Source organism: Pseudomonas sp. GL93, assembly GCF_003408955.1.
Classification (GTDB): domain Bacteria; phylum Pseudomonadota; class Gammaproteobacteria; order Pseudomonadales; family Pseudomonadaceae; genus Aquipseudomonas; species Aquipseudomonas paracarnis.
In genome coordinates, this window is record NZ_NKRF01000050.1 from 22786 (window position 1) to 39756 (window position 16971).

General features: G+C 61.0%; 14 protein-coding genes. 3 read left to right on the plus strand and 11 right to left on the minus strand.

The window, feature by feature from the left end; translation table 11 throughout:
* Nucleotides 1-58 precede the first annotated feature (58 nt).
* The 5 genes from CER19_RS08105 to xerD all read right to left on the minus strand — a co-directional run bounded on the left by CER19_RS08105 (nucleotide 59) and on the right by xerD (nucleotide 8603).
* On the minus strand, nucleotides 59-3631 hold the full coding sequence (locus CER19_RS08105) for an ATP-binding protein (RefSeq protein ID WP_116666051.1): 3573 nt from the start codon (nucleotides 3629-3631) through the stop codon (nucleotides 59-61).
* Between the two features lie 286 nt (nucleotides 3632-3917).
* Complete coding sequence (gene thrC, locus CER19_RS08110; protein ID WP_116666048.1) at nucleotides 3918-5327, minus strand: threonine synthase; 1410 nt, start codon at nucleotides 5325-5327, stop codon at nucleotides 3918-3920.
* A 67-nt stretch (nucleotides 5328-5394) separates the two neighbouring features.
* The gene (locus CER19_RS08115) at nucleotides 5395-6699 is read right to left on the minus strand and encodes a homoserine dehydrogenase (RefSeq protein WP_032895431.1); all 1305 of its coding nucleotides are present in this window, start codon (nucleotides 6697-6699) and stop codon (nucleotides 5395-5397) included.
* A gap of 128 nt (nucleotides 6700-6827) precedes the next feature.
* Nucleotides 6828-7559, minus strand: coding sequence for a thioredoxin fold domain-containing protein (locus tag CER19_RS08120; protein ID WP_005791088.1), 732 nt, complete (start codon nucleotides 7557-7559; stop codon nucleotides 6828-6830).
* Nucleotides 7560-7706: 147 nt separating this feature from the next.
* Complete coding sequence (gene xerD / locus CER19_RS08125) at nucleotides 7707-8603, minus strand: site-specific tyrosine recombinase XerD (RefSeq protein ID WP_047711700.1); 897 nt, start codon at nucleotides 8601-8603, stop codon at nucleotides 7707-7709.
* A 107-nt stretch (nucleotides 8604-8710) separates the two neighbouring features.
* Here xerD and CER19_RS08130 point away from each other — a divergent pair, with 107 nt between their 5' ends.
* Complete coding sequence (locus CER19_RS08130; RefSeq protein WP_116666049.1) at nucleotides 8711-10519, plus strand: sodium:proton antiporter; 1809 nt, start codon at nucleotides 8711-8713, stop codon at nucleotides 10517-10519.
* Here the strand turns inward: CER19_RS08130 and CER19_RS08135 are convergent, their stop codons facing one another.
* The 6 genes from CER19_RS08135 to ffh form a co-directional block, all read right to left on the minus strand.
* The gene (locus CER19_RS08135; RefSeq protein ID WP_016977715.1) at nucleotides 10520-10933 is read right to left on the minus strand and encodes an acyl-CoA thioesterase; all 414 of its coding nucleotides are present in this window, start codon (nucleotides 10931-10933) and stop codon (nucleotides 10520-10522) included.
* Nucleotides 10934-11015: 82 nt separating this feature from the next.
* Nucleotides 11016-11366: a 50S ribosomal protein L19 gene (gene rplS, locus CER19_RS08140; protein ID WP_003175895.1), complete on the minus strand. Its 351-nt coding sequence runs from the start codon at nucleotides 11364-11366 to the stop codon at nucleotides 11016-11018.
* Nucleotides 11367-11411: 45 nt separating this feature from the next.
* Nucleotides 11412-12185, minus strand: coding sequence for a tRNA (guanosine(37)-N1)-methyltransferase TrmD (gene trmD, locus CER19_RS08145; RefSeq protein ID WP_153475158.1), 774 nt, complete (start codon nucleotides 12183-12185; stop codon nucleotides 11412-11414).
* A complete protein-coding gene (gene rimM / locus CER19_RS08150; RefSeq protein WP_003175898.1) occupies nucleotides 12167-12703 on the minus strand; it encodes a ribosome maturation factor RimM in 537 nt (178 codons plus the stop codon). Before rimM ends, trmD begins: the two co-directional genes overlap by 19 nt.
* A 5-nt stretch (nucleotides 12704-12708) precedes the next feature.
* Nucleotides 12709-12960, minus strand: a complete 252-nt coding sequence (rpsP, locus tag CER19_RS08155) for a 30S ribosomal protein S16 (RefSeq protein WP_003175899.1) — start codon at nucleotides 12958-12960, stop codon at nucleotides 12709-12711.
* Nucleotides 12961-13211: 251 nt separating this feature from the next.
* Nucleotides 13212-14588: a signal recognition particle protein gene (gene ffh, locus CER19_RS08160; RefSeq protein ID WP_003193965.1), complete on the minus strand. Its 1377-nt coding sequence runs from the start codon at nucleotides 14586-14588 to the stop codon at nucleotides 13212-13214.
* Between the two features lie 232 nt (nucleotides 14589-14820).
* Between ffh and CER19_RS08165 the strand changes: the two genes are divergently transcribed.
* Entirely contained in the window at nucleotides 14821-15633 is an 813-nt protein-coding gene (locus CER19_RS08165; protein ID WP_003193966.1) for an inner membrane protein YpjD, read from the plus strand.
* A gap of 12 nt (nucleotides 15634-15645) precedes the next feature.
* Complete coding sequence (locus CER19_RS08170; protein ID WP_116666050.1) at nucleotides 15646-16884, plus strand: transporter associated domain-containing protein; 1239 nt, start codon at nucleotides 15646-15648, stop codon at nucleotides 16882-16884.
* The last annotated feature ends 87 nt before the right edge of the window (nucleotides 16885-16971 follow it).

Here is a 16971-nt window from a genome sequence, read left to right on the forward strand (position 1 = left end):
TTTGATCTTCGTTGCCTTGAGCATTGCGTTCGCTTGGCTGATCGGCATACAGGCTGGGTTACGCATCCAGATAGGGTCGCAGGTCGCGACGAAACGCCTTGAGCACCTCGGACAAGCGCAACCAGGGTTCTTCAAGCTCGGCGCCGCGCTGTTCACGGGCGCACTGCTCAAGGGCAACACAGGCCTTGGCGAGTGGCAGTGCGTCCACCAGCGAGCAAATGCCCTTGAGCCGATGCAGCGATGCATTCAAGCGTGTCACGTCGCGCTCGGCCAGGGCTCCCGCCAATACCTCGTGTTCGTGGTCCAGGCTCTTGGCCAGTTCCTGCAACATGCTTTGCAGCACCGGGCCATCGGCCTGGGTCATGGTGCGCAGGGCCTCGATATCGAACGAACGCTGGGGCGCCACGCGTGCCAGCACTTGGGTCCAGTGTTCCAGGGTCACCGGCTTGACCAGCAGTTCATCCATACCGGCGTCCTCGCAGCGGCGTTGTTCATCTTTCATGGCGTTCGCGGTGCAACCCACCAGCGCGCTGCGAGGCCGTTGCTCCTCGGCTTCGAGGCGCCGTATCGCCGCACTCAAGGCATAGCCGGACATGCCGGGCATCTGGCAATCGGTGACCAGCACGTCAAACCGCTGCTCACGCCAGCGTTGCAACGCGGCCTCGGCCGACTCCAGGGCGACCACTTGATGACCGAGGAACTGCAACTGCTGCGCTAGCACCAGGCGGTTGGCCGCCAAATCATCCACCACCAGTATCGACAGGCTACGCCCCGTCGGTGACAACGTCGCGGTGGGCGTTGCCGGCACATCATCGGTGCTGACCCGGTCCAGGCGCAGGTCAATGCACACCACTGTCCCCTCGCCCACCACGCTGTCGAGGTGAATGCTCCCGCCCATCAATTCCACCAGTTGTTTGCAGATACTCAGGCCTAGCCCGGTGCCTCCATGCTGCGCAGCGGTCAAGGCGCTTACCTGGGTAAACGGCTTGAACACCCGCGGCTGTTGCTCGGCGCTGATGCCCGGGCCACTGTCCTTGACGCACAGGTGCAGGTATTCGGTATCGGTCTCATCCCGTTGGCAGGTCACGCTGAGGTGAACCCCGCCCCGCTCGGTAAATTTGAGCGCATTGCCCAACAGGTTGTGCATAACCTGGCGTAGCCGGAGCGGGTCGAACCAGTAATAGCCCTGAGCAGCCGGATCAAACGCCAGGGTCAGATGCAGGCCCTTCTTTTGCGCCGTGGCTTCGAACAGGCTCTGGATACCCTCGAAAAAGCGCTTCAACTCGGTGGTCTGTGGCGCCAGTTGCAAGTGGCCGGCCTCGATCTTGGCCAAGTCCAGGCTGTCGCCCATCAGCGCAATCAACTCGCGCGCCGAACGATCGGCCACCTGCAGCGCCTCGGAAACCGGCTGGCCGCTTGCCAGGCAACGCTCTTGCTCCAGTTCGAGCAAGCCAATGATGGCGGTCATGGGGGTGCGAATCTCGTGGCTCAAGGCCGATAGAAATGCACTTTTGGCGTAGTTCGCTTCGTCGGCGGCCTGGCGAGCGTCCATCAACTGGCGCTCCAGGTCTTTGCGTTCGTTGATATCGATCCAGCCGCCCAGCAACCCTTGCAAGCGGCCCTGAGCGTCGAAAAAGGGCACGGTCCACTGATAGACGTGATAACTGCCGCCGTTGAGTTCCAATTGCCGGTCGACAAACATCGGCTGCTGCGTGGCCAATTGCTCCATGTGCCCTTCGTGCAGGCGCGCCGCCGTGGCGTCGGGTACGACCTTGCTTTCCATCAGCGTCAGGCCCTGGATCAGCTCCAGCCGGGTCGCCAATTGCTGTTCATAACTTTTATTGCAGGTCACCAGGCGCCCGTCCAGGTCGCGGACGAACAGCGGGTTGGGCATGCCGTCGAGCAGTGCGCGCTTGAACGCCAACTGGTCATTGAGCCGTTGCTCGGCCTCCAGCCGTTGGCGAATCTGGCGCTTGAGCCGGCTGTTCCACACCAGCGACACCAACACAAACAGCAGCGCCGTGGCCACCGTCCAATAGGCCCAGGGTGGTACGCGTTGCCAGGCCGGCAGCGGGATCGCCACGGCACCGATCCAACGCAGGCGCAACGCACTCAGCTCAGCCACCGGCAACGCCTCCAGGGCCTTGTTCAGAATGCTCAGCAGCTCAGGTTGGTCCTTGCGCACCGACAGGCAGTTGGACGACCACTTGCCATCGACACTGCGGCCGATACGCAGGCCATCCGCCGTGTAACTCTGCACTTCCACTTCGGTCTGTATCGTGGCGGCGGCCTCGCCTCGTCGCACCAACTCACGGGCCTGGGTGTAATTGTCCACCAGGCGCACCTTGATACGCGGATGGTCATGGCGAATCTGGCTCTCCATGACGTGGCGCGCCGGCAATGCCAGCCCCTTGCCGTCCAACTGGTTCAAGCCCGTCAGGGGCGCGGCATCGGCACGTTCGATAAACACCCAGCCGGACCCGCCAAAACCATGGCTGAAGTTGAGCAGCGCACTGCGCTCCTGATTCACAGCCAGGGTCGTGTTCATCTGCGCCCGGCCGGTTTCCAGCCATTCCAGGGTTTGCGCAGTAGAACCCACCTCTTCATAGACAAACTGCAAACCGGTCATGCGCGAGATGCGATTCAACAGGTCGACATTCAAGCCAACCCACTGGCCGTCCTTGTCCCTGAAAATGTAAGGCGACATCTGCTGGGCCACCACCACGACATGGGGATGCTCACGCACCCAGGCCTGTTCCGACGCCGACAACGCAACGCGCTCACCACTGATACCGACGCCGAGCCCGGTGGTCCAGCGCGCGAGGATTTCGCGCTGGACCGACTCGTCGAGGCTTGCCAGCGCGCGGGTCATCATGGCCCCCAACAACGGATCGGCCTGGCGGGTGGCAAAGGCAAAACCGATGGGCGCCAGCCGGCTTTGCTCCTTGATCTGCAACCCCAGGTAAGGCCGCAGCGATTTATAGGCGCGCACAATCACTTCGTTGCCGATAAACGCATCGACGTCGCCCTGCTTCAAGGCTTCAAGGCCGCTGTAGAGGTTGGGGGCGAGCATGATGTGACTGTCGGGATACGCCGCGTGAACCTTCTGCACGTTGGCGTAGCCGTCGAGCAACACCAGCTTCTTGCCGGCCAGATCGTCGCCTTGGGTATCGTCGCGACGCAGCACCACCACCGAACGATCGGGCATGTAGTCCGGGGTGAACTGAAGGCCAGGTACGTCACGCTCGTAACCATTGGCACTGGTGAGAATGTCGATGGTGCCGTTACGCAGGGCTTCAACCGCCTGGGCGCGCTCGGAAAAGCCCAGTACTTGCATGGGCACACCCAGCCGCGCGCCGACCAGGCTCAAGTAATCGGCGCTGATGCCCTGGTAGCGATTGCGGTCGCGGGTGATGTCGATCGGCTGGTAGTCATCTATCGAGATGCCCACCTTCAATGTCCGATGCGCCGCCAACCACTGCTGCTCCGTTGGCGCCAGCGGCATAGGCTCAAGCGCGATAAACGCCGGCACCAGTTTGAACGGCAGGCTGACGGCGGCCAGGCTCATGGGCACCTGGGTGAACCACAACAGGCACACCAGCTTCAACGTCCATTGGATCAAAACCTGCACCAGTTGGGTTTCCTTGATTGGGCGAATGGGCAAGTATGGCTCGCCAGAATGAAAAAGCCCGTCACGAGGACGGGCTTGGCCGACTGCAAAAAAAGCTGACTGTTGCCCCACCACGTATTGGGTGGATGAAACCGTCTCAAATGTGGGAGCGGGCTTGCTCGCGAATGAGGTGTATCAGTAACACATTTAGTGGCTGACACAGCGCATTCGCGAGCAAGCCCGCTCCCACATTTTGGATCGATGGGCAGCACAAAGATGCCCATCGGCCTTCAGGACGTACTGTCGATCAGAGCGGCTTGCCCCGATTGCCATGCTGACTGACAAACGCCTGCACTGTCTTCAGGTCGTTGGCCAACACGGTGCAGCGCTCTTCGCGCTCGAACAGGTCGGTCAAATGCTCCGGCAGCTCCAGCGCCTTGCCAATGCCGGCCTTTTCCACCGCTTCCGGGAACTTGACCGGGTGCGCGGTACCGAGGATCACCATTGGAATATCCAGGCTGCGGCGGCATTCGCGGGCGGCTTTCACGCCGATAGCCGTGTGCGGGTCGAGCACTTCGCCGGTCTCGGCATAGACCTGCGCGATGGTTTCGCAGGTCTGTGCATCATCCACGGCCAGGGAATCGAACAGCTTGCGGGTTTCGGTCCAGCGCTCTTGCTCGACGCTGAAACCGCCACCTTGCTTGAAGCTGTTCATCAACTCGGCCAGGGCTGCGCCGTTGCGACCGTGCATGTCAAACAGCAGGCGTTCGAAGTTCGACGACACCATGATGTCCATGGACGGCGACAGCGTGGCGTGCAGGGTTTCCTTCACATACTGGTTGCCGCTCATGAAGCGATGCAGGATATCATTGCGGTTGGTAGCAACGATCAACTGATTGATCGGCAGGCCCATGTTGCGTGCCAGGTAACCGGCGAAGATGTCGCCGAAGTTGCCGGTCGGCACCGAGAACGACACCGAACGCGCCGGGCCGCCCAACTGCAGGGATGCGTGGAAGTAGTAGACGATCTGGGCCATGATCCGCGCCCAGTTGATCGAGTTGACCGCCACCAGGCGTGTGCCCTTGAGGAAGCTCTGGTCAGCGAAGCTGTTCTTGACCATTTCCTGGCAGTCATCGAAGTTGCCTTCGATGGCGATGTTATGAATGTTCTCACCAAAGATGGTGGTCATCTGTCGACGTTGCACTTCCGACACGCGCTTATGCGGGTGCAGGATGAAGATATCGACGTTTTCGCAGTGCTTGCACCCTTCGATGGCCGCCGAGCCGGTATCGCCGGAGGTGGCGCCGATGATCACCACGCGCTCGCCGCGTTTTTCCAGCACGTAGTCGAGCAGGCGACCGAGCAGTTGCAGGGCGAAGTCCTTGAACGCCAGGGTCGGGCCGTGGAACAGCTCCAGTACCCACTCATTGCCGTTCAGTTGGCGCAGGGGCGCGATGGCGTTGTGAGAAAACACGCCATAGGTTTCTTCCAGAATCTTCTTGAAGTCCGCATCCGGAATGCTGCCGGTCACGAACGGGCGCATCACTCGGAAAGCCAGCTCGTGATACGGCAGGCCGGCCCAGGAGGCGATGTCTTCCTGGGTGAAGCGTGGCAGGTTTTCCGGCACGTACAGGCCGCCGTCGGTGGCAAGGCCTGCCAGCAGGACCTCTTCGAAATTCAGGGCCGGTGCCTGGCCGCGGGTGCTGATGTAACGCATGACTGGCTCCTCTAAAACATTCTCGAACAGGGGCCGCCGAATGGACGGGGCCCCTGGAACAAATCGGTTAGTTCAAGTGTTCGACGCGAATCCGCACCACCGGGCCGACCACACCTTGCAAGGCTTCCAGGGCGTGGATGGCATCGTTGATGTGCTGCTCGAGCACGCGATGGGTCAGCAGGATCATCGGCACTTGGCCGTTTTGCTCCTCGACTTCCTTCTGCATGATCGATTCGATGTTGATACCTCGCTCCGACAGGATGCTGGCCACCTGGGCCAACACGCCTGGATGGTCCTGGGCCTGGATGCGCAGGTAGTAGGCACTTTCGCAGGCTTCGATCGGCAGGATCGGGTGGGCCGACAGCGAGTCCGGCTGGAAGGCCAGGTGCGGCACACGGTTTTCCGGGTCGCTGGTCATGGCGCGAACCACATCCACCAGGTCGGCGATCACCGACGACGCGGTTGGCTCCATGCCGGCACCAGCGCCGTAGAACAGGGTGGAACCGGCGGCGTCGCCGTTGACCATCACCGCGTTCATCACGCCGTTGACGTTGGCGATCAGGCGGTCGGCCGGGATCAGCGTCGGGTGCACCCGCAACTCGATGCCTGCCGCGGTGCTGCGCGCGACGCCCAGGTGCTTGATGCGGTAGCCCAGGGCTTCGGCGTAGTTGACGTCGGCGGTGGTCAGCTTGGTGATGCCTTCGGTGTAGGCCTTGTCGAACTGCAGCGGGATACCAAAGGCGATGGACGCCAGGATGGTCAGCTTGTGGGCCGCGTCGATGCCTTCCACGTCGAAGGTCGGGTCGGCTTCGGCGTAACCCAGGGCCTGGGCTTCGGCCAGCACGTCTTCGAAGGTACGGCCCTTCTCGCGCATTTCGGTGAGGATGAAGTTACCGGTGCCGTTGATGATGCCGGCCACCCAGTTGATGCGGTTGGCGGACAGGCCTTCACGGATCGCCTTGATCACCGGGATACCACCGGCCACCGCGGCTTCGAACGCCACGATCACGCCCTTCTCGCGGGCCTTGGCGAAGATCTCGTTGCCGTGCACGGCGATCAGCGCCTTGTTGGCGGTGACCACGTGCTTGCCGTTTTCGATGGCCTTGAGCACCAGCTCGCGGGCCACGGTATAGCCGCCTACCAGCTCGATAACGATATCGATCTCAGGGTTGGTGGCCACGGCGAACACATCGTTGGTAATCGCAATACCGGTCGTTTCGAACTGAGGCTTTGGCGAACGCGTGGCAATCTGCGCCACTTCAATCCCGCGACCTGCGCGGCGGGAAATTTCTTCAGCGTTACGCTGAAGTACGTTGAAGGTACCGCCACCGACGGTCCCTAACCCACAGATGCCTACTTTGACCGGTTTCACTGAAGAACTCCCCATGAAACGGCCGACGCTAGGTCGGCCGTGAAAACAGCCGCACAACTGCGGCTCTCAATTAATGCCCCGCCGACGGTTCGGCGGGCCATGATCGTCAAAGGCTCAACGATAAATGCTTACTTGGCACCCAGTGCCAGTTTGGCAACTTGCGGCGCCGGCTGGTAGCCCGGAATCACCTGGCCGTCGGCCAAAACGATGGCCGGTGTACCGTTCACACCAATGGACTGGCCCAGGGCGAACTGCTTGGAAACCGGGTTGGCGCATTTGGCCGATTTGATTTCCTTGCCGTCGACCATCTTGTCCATGGCCGCTTTCTTGTCGGCCGAGCACCACACCGCCTGCAACTGCTCGTCACCCGGCGAACCCAGGCCCTGGCGCGGGAAGGCAACATAGCGCACTTCCACGCCCAGCTTGTTCAACGCCGGGATCTCGGCGTGCAGCTTGTGGCAGTACGGGCAGGTGGTATCGGTGAACACGGTGATGTGGGTCTTGGTTTCACCAATGGCGGGGTAAACCACGGTTTCAGCCACCGGGATGCCGTTGATCAGCTTCGACACGCCCAAACGCTCGGCCTTCTCGGTCAGGTTGACCGGCTTGCCATCCTTGAGCTGGAACAGGTAGCCCTGGACGATGTACTGGCCATCGGCACTGGCGTACAGCACGCGGCTGCCCTTGAGCTTGACTTCATACAGGCCGGCCATGGGGCTGGCGCTGATGCTTTCGATAGGCGTGTCGAGCGCCAGGTTTGCCAGGCTCTTGCGGATGGTTTGCTCGGCCGCATCATCGGCGACCGCAAAGGTGGAAACCAACGCAATGGCTGCGGCGGCAATAATCTGGGTCAAGCGCATGGGAACTCCTGAAGGCAGAGGCAGGGACGGGAGCAGAATACTGATCTGGACCACAATGGGTGCCGTCCCTTTGCGAACCGGCAAAGCCTACCACAGTTGGGCGGGAGGGCAGACCGCGACAGGCAAAATGGGCCATTTCTGACGTTTTTATCCGCGCGGGTGATGCTTGGCGTGCATATCCTGCAAACGTGCGCGTGCCACATGGGTGTAGATCTGGGTTGTGGATAAGTCACTGTGCCCGAGCAGCATTTGCACCACGCGCAAATCCGCGCCGTGGTTGAGCAAGTGGGTGGCGAACGCATGGCGCAAGGTGTGGGGCGACAACGCCTTGCCGATCCCGGCCACTTTGGCCTGGTGCTTGATGCGGTGCCAGAAGGTCTGGCGGGTCATCTGCTCGCCGCGCTGGCTGGGGAACAGCACGTCACTGGGGCGCCCACCGAGCAGTTCGTGGCGCGCATCGCGCATGTAGCGCTCGACCCACACAATCGCCTCCTCGCCCATGGGCACCAGCCGCTCCTTGCTGCCCTTGCCCATCACGCGCAATACGCCCTGGCGCAGGTTGACCTGCTCCAGAGTCAGGCTGATCAGTTCGGTGACGCGCAGGCCGCAGGCATACAGCACCTCCAGCATGGCGCGGTCGCGCTGGCCGATGGCCTCGCTCAGGTCCGGGGCCGCGAGCAAGGCCTCGACATCGGCTTCCGACAGGGATTTGGGCAAGGGCCTGCCGAGTTGCGGCATGTCGATTTGCAGGGTCGGGTCGACGGCAATGAGTTTTTCCCGCAGCAGGTAGCGATAAAAGCCACGCACACCGGAGAGGAATCGCGCGGTAGAGCGTGGCTTGTAGTTCTGCTCCAGGCGCCAGGCCAGGTGATCGAGGATCAGCTCGCGCCCGGCATTGATCAGTTCAAGGTTTTTCTCCTGCAGCCAACCGTTGAACAGCGCCAGGTCGCTGCGATAGGCCTGGCGCGTGTTGTCCGACAGGCCTTTTTCCAGCCAGAGGGCGTCGAGGAAGCGGTCGATCAAAGGGTGGTCGATGGCGGGCATGGGCTCTCAAGCGACGCAGCACGGGGCTTTGCGCAAATTATTTAGTGAACTGTGACAAGGGTCGCTAGTCTTTCATAGCCCGCTACTTCAAGGAACAGGAAGCCTCAATGAATGAACAACAGATTTTGCTGGCCTTTGGCGGCATTGGAGTGGCGGCGCTGGGCTGCCAATGGCTGGCCTGGCGGCTCAAGCTGCCGGCGATCCTGTTTCTGTTATTGACGGGTATTTTGGCGGGGCCGGGACTGGGCTGGCTCGACCCTCAGGAGATGTTCGGCCCCCTGCTGATGCCGTTGGTGTCCCTGGCTGTAGCGCTGATCCTGTTCGAAGGCAGCCTGACCCTGCACCTTTCGGAGTGGAAGGAAATCGGCAGCGTGGTGCATCGCCTGGTCACGGTTGGCGCCCTGTCGACCTGGGCAGTGATTACCCTGGCCACTCACTGGCTATTGGGTTTTGACTGGATGCTCGCGCTGCTGTTCGGCACGCTGACCCTGGTGACCGGCCCGACCGTGATCGTGCCGATGCTGCGCGTGGTGCGCCCCAAAGCCTCCATCGCCAATATCCTGCGCTGGGAAGGCATCGTCATCGACCCGATTGGCGCGTTGCTGGCGGTGGTGGTCTACAGCTTCATCATTGCCCGGGCTTCCGGCGACGGCTTGAGCCACAGCCTGCTGACCTTCGGCGGCGTCATCCTCTGCGGCAGTTTGTTCGGGATCGCCGGCGGCTGGGTACTGGGGCAGATCATGCGTCGGCAGTGGTTGCCGGAATACCTGCACAACCTCGCGACGCTAGCCGGTGTGCTGGGCATCTTCATCGCTGCCAACCAGGTGATGCACGAGTCCGGCCTGCTGGCGGTAACGCTGATGGGCATGTGGATGGCGAACATGAAAGGCGTGGATGTACGGCACATCCTGCACTTCAAGGAAAACCTCAGCGTGTTGCTGATTTCCGGGCTGTTCATCCTGCTCGCGGCGCGCCTGGACCTGAATGCCTTGATCGCCCTGGGACCATTCGTGCTGATTCTGCTGGTGATCATCCAGTTTATTGCACGCCCACTGAACGTGGCGCTCTCAACCTTTGGCTCCGGACTCAACTGGCGCGAGCGCGCGCTGCTGGCCTGGATCGCGCCACGGGGCATTGTGGCGGCGGCGGTATCGGCGATCTTTGCGATTCGCCTGGACGAGGCAGGTCATGAAGGCGCGTTATTGCTGGTGCCGCTGACCTTCGCGGTGATCATCGGCACCGTGGTGCTGCAAAGTGCCACGGCGCGCCCCTTGGCGCGCCTGCTGAAAGTCGCCGAGCCAGCGCCCAGCGGCTTCCTGATCGTCGGCGCGAACGGTCCGGCGCGGGCGCTCGGCAAGGCATTGCAGCAATTAGGCAGCCGGGTGTTGCTGACGGACTCAAGCTGGGAAAATATCCGCGCCAGTCGCATGGAGGGCCTGCCGACCTACTTCGGCAACCCCGCCTCCCAACATGCCGAGTCCCATCTGGATCTGGTCGGCCTGGGGCATTTGCTCGCGCTCTCCCCGTCCGGCGAGCTGAACGCCTTGGCGACCATGCGTTTTCGCCATGATTTCGGCCATCGCCTGTTCGCCCTGGCCAGCAGCCAGGAAAGCCGTCGCACCGACAAACACAAGGCCAGCCACGAACACCGCGGCCACCTGCTCGGCAGCCAACCCCTGAGCTATACCAAGCTGGCCAGCCTGCTGGGCCAGGGCGCCGAACTGTATAGCACCAACCTTACCGACGGCTTTGGCTGGGAGCAGTACCAGGCGTTGCACGGAGAGCGCGCCACCTTGCTGTTTGCTCGCGACACCAGCGGCTGGGTGCATGTGGTCACGCCCGAGAGCAGCTTGAAGCCCGTGGCCGGCTGGACCCTGCTGGCGGTGATTCAACCGGAGAACGGCAGCGCCACGTAATCAGTCGGCAAACCCAGGCAATACCGGTACAGGGCGTTTGTCCGCGTCAATCGCGACAAAGCTGAACACGCCCTGGATCGCCTTTTCACGGCCATCAGCGCTCATGCTCTCCACGAACACTTCAACCTCGACCTTGAGGCTGGTGTTGCCGACCTTGATCACCCGACCGATCAGCTCAACGATAGAGCCGGCCGGGATCGCGTGGTTGAAGTCAATACGGTCGGTGGAGACCGTCACCAAAGGCAAGCGACAGAAACGCGTGGCGGTGATGAACGACACTTCGTCCATCCACGCCAGGGCGGTGCCGCCGAACAGGGTGTTGTGGTGGTTGGTGGTGGGCGGGAACACGGCCTTGGTCACGTGGGTGACGGACAGGTCGGTGCGACGCTGGATTTCTTCGAGGCGGGTGGTCATGGGTCAATACCGGCAGATAGGCAAATTTCAGGCACAAAAAAGCAGCCCGTAGGCTGCTTTTTTCTGCATCGGGAAGCTGGACTTAAGCCAGTTTTTCCTTGATGCGAGCTGCTTTACCGGACAGGTCACGCAGGTAGTACAGCTTGGCTTTGCGTACGTCACCGCGACGCTTGACGGCCATGCTGTCGATCTGCGGGCTGTAGGTCTGGAAAGTACGCTCTACGCCAACACCGTTGGAGATTTTACGAACAGTGAAAGCACTGTTCACACCACGGTTACGCTTGGCGATTACCACGCCTTCGAACGCTTGCAGACGCGAACGGTCGCCTTCCTTCACTTTCACCTGAACGACAATGGTGTCGCCCGGGGCAAAGGTAGGGATCTCTTTGGTCATCTGCTCTGCTTCGAGTGCAAGGATGATTTTGTTAGTCATGCTGTGCTCCTAAGGTAAGTCAATGGACCTACCATCGATACGTTGTTAACTATCGTCCCGCGCGAGGATGTATTCCTCGAGCAGCTTCTTCTCTTCTCCAGAAAGCGAGCGGCTTTCCAGAAGATCGGCGCGTCGTTCATAGGTCCGACCAAGGGACTGCTGTAAACGCCAACGCCGGATGTGTGCGTGATTGCCACTTAGCAATACGTCGGGAACACGCTGATCCACATACACCTCCGGACGGGTGTAGTGCGGGCAATCCAGCAAACCATCCGTGAAGGAATCTTCCTCCGCGGAGTCCGCATGCCCTAAAGCTCCGGGCAGCAGTCGTGTAACCGCATCTATCAGGACCATCGCTGGCAGCTCGCCGCCAGACAGGACATAGTCCCCAATCGACCACTCTTCATCGACATGAGCTTCAATAAAACGCTCGTCAATGCCTTCATAGCGACCGGCAATCAGGATCAAACTTTCCTCATTCGCCAGTTCGCGTACCGCCGCCTGTTTCAGCTGACGGCCTTGAGGGGACAGGTAAATTACCTTCGCCTTCTCCCCGGCGGCTGCCTTGGCCTGAACCAACGCATCTTCCAGGGGCTTGATCTTCATCACCATGCCCGGGCCACCGCCAAATGGGCGATCGTCCACAGTGTGATGTCGATCCGTCGTGTAGTCTCGCGGGTTCCAACAGGTGAGCTGCAACAGCCCCTGTTTCACCGCCCGACTGGTGATGCCGTACTCGCTGATGGCGGAAAACATCTCGGGAAACAAACTGATCACTTCAATGCGCAAATTAGCCACGCTTAGAAGTCCGCGTCCCATTCCACCTTCATCTCGCCCGCTGCCAGGTCGACGGCCAACACGCATTGCTCGGTATAGGGCAACAGGCGTTCACGGTCATCCAGGCTGCCAGCGCAAGGCTTGACCACCATTACATCATTGGCGCCGGTTTCCAGAAGATGATCGATTTTCCCCAGCAATTGCCCGAGTTGATCAATAACCTTCAGACCTTCCAGCTGGTACCAGTAGTACTCGCCGTCGGTCAATTCAGGGAACAGGTTGCGCGGCACGCAGATCTCATAACCGGCCAGAAGACGAGCTTCTTCACGATCATCAAGACCCTTGAGCTTTGCGACCAGGAACTTGTCGCTCCCGCGTCCACTGACCAGCTCTACCTGTTTCACACTCCCTTCGCGCTTGAGCGTCCAGGTCTTGTACTGCAACAGGTTTTCAGTCGGATCAGTAAAGGAATACACCTTCACTTCGCCGCGAACGCCATGAACAGAGTAAATCTTGCCGATAACGATCAAATCATCAGCAACAGCTGGCGTCGCGTTCATATTGCTCAGGCTGCGGCCTTAGCCGAGTCCTTCAACAGTTTTGCAACGCGCTCGGATGGCTGTGCGCCAACGCTCAGCCAGTAGGCTACGCGCTCTTGGTTCACGGACAGACGAACTTCTTGACCACGAGCAACAGGGTTGAAGAAACCAACCTGTTCCTTGTGCGAACCGTCACGCGGGTTGCGGCTGTCGGTTACGGTCAAGTGGTAAAACGGGCGCTTTTTGGAGCCGCCAAGGGCAAGACGGATTGTTAGCATGTGAACATCGTTCCTGTAGTCGGTGCTGCAAATCTAAATGCACAGCGGGCATAGGTGCCCGAAAGGCCGCATATTCTAAGGAATATCCGGACTTTTGCAAATGTCTTTTTCTGGCGCCTATCAGCGTGCCATTCAGATCTGCTATAGAGCCGTCGGTTAAAACGGCGAGTCAGCGCCCGCCAACGGCGGGTTTGCTGGAGATCCCACATCCCTGTGGGGCGGAGCGCAAGCAAGGCTTACGCTCGAATACTTTACATTTTAGGCATGCCGCCGCCGGGCAACATACCGCCCATGCCGCGCATCATCTTGGCCATACCGCCCTTGGCGGAGAATTTCTTCATCATCTTCTGCATCTGCTTGTGCTGCTTGATCAAGCGACCGATATCCTGCACCTGGGTGCCGGAACCCATGGCGATCCGGCGCTTGCGCGAACCGCTGATCAGCTCAGGGTCGCGGCGCTCGGCCGGGGTCATGGAGTTGATGATGGCTTCCATCTGCTTGAACTGCTTCTCTGCCGCACCCTGGGCATTGCCCATTTGCGCCAGGTTCACACCGCCGATGTTGGGCAGCTTGTCCATCAGGCCGCCGAGGCCGCCCATGTTCTTCATCTGTTGCAGCTGGTCGCGGAAGTCTTCGAGATCGAAGCCCTTGCCCTTCTTCAGCTTCTTGGCCAGTTTGTCGGCCTTGTCCTTGTCGAGCGTGGCTTCGGCCTGCTCGATCAGGCTGAGCACGTCACCCATGCCGAGGATGCGCGAGGCGATACGCTCAGGGTGGAACGGCTCGAGCGCTTCGCTCTTCTCGCCCATACCGATGAACTTGATCGGCTTGCCAGTGATGGCACGCACCGACAGCGCGGCACCGCCACGGGCGTCGCCGTCGACCTTGGTGAGGATCACGCCGGTCAGCGGCAGGGCGTCACCAAAGGCCTTGGCGGTGTTGGCCGCATCCTGGCCAGTCATGGCGTCGACCACAAACAGGGTCTCCACCGGGTTGATCGCGGCATGCAGCGCCTTGATCTCGCCCATCATCTCTTCGTCGATGTGCAGGCGACCGGCGGTATCGACGATGACCACGTCGATGAACTTCAGCTTGGCTTCTTTAATAGCGGCGTTGGCGATGTCGACCGGCTTCTGGCTCAGGTCGGACGGGAAGAAGGTCACGCCCACTTCGCCCGCGAGCATTTCCAACTGCTTGATGGCCGCCGGACGGTACACGTCGGCCGATACCACCATCACGGATTTCTTCTTGCGCTCTTTAAGGAAGCGCGCCAGTTTGCCGGCGGTGGTGGTTTTCCCCGCACCTTGCAGACCCGCCATCAGCACGACGGCTGGCGGCACGGCGCTGAGGTTCAGGTCTTCGTTGGCCGCGCCCATCAGGCTTTCGAGTTCGGCCTGGACGATCTTCACAAAGGCCTGGCCCGGGGTCAGGCTGCGGGACACTTCGGTGCCGACCGCACGCTCCTTGACCGAGTTGACGAAGTCCTTCACCACCGGCAAAGCCACGTCGGCTTCCAGCAACGCCATGCGCACTTCACGCAGGGTGTCTTTAATATTGTCCTCGGTCAGCTTGGCCTTGCCGGTAACGTGGCGCAGCGTCTGCGAGAGACGGTCAGTCAAGTTTTCAAACATGCGCGATCCTTTCAGGCCCTATTCATCGAAATGCAGGTAGACCGAGGTAATGGCGGCCCAGGCTGGGGGAAATCGCTATTAAAAACAGCGTTCGCCGAGCCTGCGGCGTGGGCAGGTCGCGGATTATAGCGAAGACTGCGCCCATGCACACCCGCTGTCTGGCCCGGGAGTCTTTCGTGCAACGCAGGTGTGTGCCAAACTCAACGCCTTTCGGGCTTGCCTACCAGGATTTATGCTCCCCTTGTCACCCAGTTTGCTACCCAGCCTCGCCGCCGCCATTCTGTATGCCGCTGCGACTCTCTATCAGGGCACTCGTCTGGCCCAAGGCGCCAAAGCGGACAAACGTCTGCTCGTCGGCCTTGGCGTGCTGGCCCTGCTGGCCCATGCCGCCAGCCTGTTCACCCACCTGATGACCCCGGTCGGCCTGGGCCTGGACTTTTTCAGCGCCGCCAGCCTGATCGCCGCAGCCGTCATCGCGCTGACGCTGCTGGCCTGCTACCGGATTCCGGTGGAGAACCTGCTGGTGCTGCTATTCCCCCTGGGAATGCTGACGGTGCTGCTGGCGCAGTTCACCCCCACTGGCACCGTACAGGTGATCGACGAGGAGCCGGGCATCCTCGCCCACATCCTGCTGTCGATCCTCGCCTACGGCATGTTCACCATCGCGGTGTTCCAGGCCTTGCTCCTGCTGCTGCAGGATCACCAGCTCAAGCACAAGCACCCGTCGGGGCTGATCAAGAACTTCCCGCCCCTGCAAACCATGGAAAGCCTGCTGTTCGGGTTCCTGTGGGCCGGTTGGACCCTGCTGTCGCTGTCGCTGATCTCCGGCTGGCTGTTCGTCGAAAACCTGTTTGCCCAGCACCTGGTCCATAAAACCTTGCTGGCGTGCCTGGCGTGGGTCGTGTTCAGCGTGCTGCTGTGGGGGCGCAACCGCCTCGGCTGGCGCGGGCACAAGGCGATCCGCTGGACCCTGGCCGGCTTCTGCCTGTTGATGCTGGCCTATTTCGGCAGCAAGCTGGTTCGCGAATACATCCTGCATATCTGACGAGCAGTGATCATGGACAACTTGCCCTTAGGGCCGATGCTCGCCGTAATTGCCCTGCTGATTTTGTGGGCGGCGCTGTTTACCGCCATAGAAGCTGCGCAACAACACCTGCTGGCCCTGCGCCCTGGCACACGCCAGGGTGACAAGGCAGCCGCACGGCTGAGCTTCCCGCGCCATAGCCTGATCCTGTGCAACAGCCTGTGCCGCGCCGCCGTGGTGATTCTTTGCACCCTGCTGGCAATCTATGCCTGGGCAGAGAACGGGCCCTGGCTAGGCTGGCTGATTTCCTGCGCAGCGCTGCTGGTGCTGGCCGACTACCTGCCCCGCGCCCTGGCCACCCGTCACCCCCAAGCAGTGCTGGGCTTTGGCAATACATTGCTGGGCGTGCCGCTGAAAATCCTCTACCCCCTGGCTTGGCTGCTCAATGGCATCAGCCTGCTGTTATTGCGCCCGTTTGCACGCAAATCCGGCGTGGTAAAAAACAGCGACGAGCCTCTGCCCGACCATGATGACGACCCAGAGCTCGACACCGACGCCGACCGCACTCCCGGCCTGCCCGGTATCCACGCCCTGGACAACATCACGGTCAATGACATCCTGGTGCCGCGCAGCGAAGTGGACGGCATCAACCTCGATGAGCCGATAGAGGACATCATCGAACAGTTGCGCACCTCGCCGCGCACACGCCTGCCGGTGTTCCACAACGACATCAACCAGGTGCAGGCCGTGCTCAATACCCGGCAGGTCCAACACCTGCTGCCCGACGCCAGCCTGACCAAAGAGGCCTTGCTCGCCGCCTGCCACGAGCCTTACTTCGTGCCGGAAAGCACGCCGTTGCAGCTGCAACTGCTGAACTTCCACAAACAACAGCGGCGCCTGGGCATGGTGGTGGACGAGTACGGTGAAGTGCTGGGCATCGTCACCCTGGAAGATATTCTGGAAGAGATCGTCGGCGAATTCGAAAGCGATCAGGCTGTGGATAACCCGCATATCGAAGCCCAGCCCGATGGTCGCTACATCATCGACGGCGCCGCCTCGATCCGCGAACTGAACAAAAGCCTGGGCTGGCACCTGCCCAGCGACGGCCCCAAGACCCTCAACGGCCTGGTGACCGAGGCGCTGGAGACCATCCCCGATTGCGCGGTGTGCCTGAAAGTCGGCCGCTATCGCCTGGAAATCCTCGAGACCGAGGACAACCGGGTGAGCAAGGTATTGATCTGGCATACCAGCCACGTGCCAGTCGCTGCATAAGCATCTGGACACACACATTCCCTTGTGGGAGCGGGCTTGCTCGCGAATGCGGTGTATCAGTCAGAACATCTGCTACTGATACACCGC

Bases quoted from the DNA above. Each gene is read 5' to 3' on its own strand.
- thrC (WP_116666048.1), bottom strand. From the start codon at position 5,327: ATGCGTTACATCAGCACCCGCGGCCAGGCACCGGCCCTGAATTTCGAA.
- CER19_RS08120 (WP_005791088.1), bottom strand. From the start codon at position 7,559: ATGCGCTTGACCCAGATTATTGCCGCCGCAGCCATTGCGTTGGTTTCC.
- xerD (WP_047711700.1), bottom strand. From the start codon at position 8,603: ATGCCCGCCATCGACCACCCTTTGATCGACCGCTTCCTCGACGCCCTC.
- CER19_RS08130 (WP_116666049.1), top strand. From the start codon at position 8,711: ATGAATGAACAACAGATTTTGCTGGCCTTTGGCGGCATTGGAGTGGCG.
- CER19_RS08135 (WP_016977715.1), bottom strand. From the start codon at position 10,933: ATGACCACCCGCCTCGAAGAAATCCAGCGTCGCACCGACCTGTCCGTC.
- rplS (WP_003175895.1), bottom strand. From the start codon at position 11,366: ATGACTAACAAAATCATCCTTGCACTCGAAGCAGAGCAGATGACCAAA.
- trmD (WP_153475158.1), bottom strand. From the start codon at position 12,185: ATGGGACGCGGACTTCTAAGCGTGGCTAATTTGCGCATTGAAGTGATC.
- rimM (WP_003175898.1), bottom strand. From the start codon at position 12,703: ATGAACGCGACGCCAGCTGTTGCTGATGATTTGATCGTTATCGGCAAG.
- rpsP (WP_003175899.1), bottom strand. From the start codon at position 12,960: ATGCTAACAATCCGTCTTGCCCTTGGCGGCTCCAAAAAGCGCCCGTTT.
- ffh (WP_003193965.1), bottom strand. From the start codon at position 14,588: ATGTTTGAAAACTTGACTGACCGTCTCTCGCAGACGCTGCGCCACGTT.
- CER19_RS08165 (WP_003193966.1), top strand. From the start codon at position 14,821: ATGCTCCCCTTGTCACCCAGTTTGCTACCCAGCCTCGCCGCCGCCATT.
- CER19_RS08170 (WP_116666050.1), top strand. From the start codon at position 15,646: ATGGACAACTTGCCCTTAGGGCCGATGCTCGCCGTAATTGCCCTGCTG.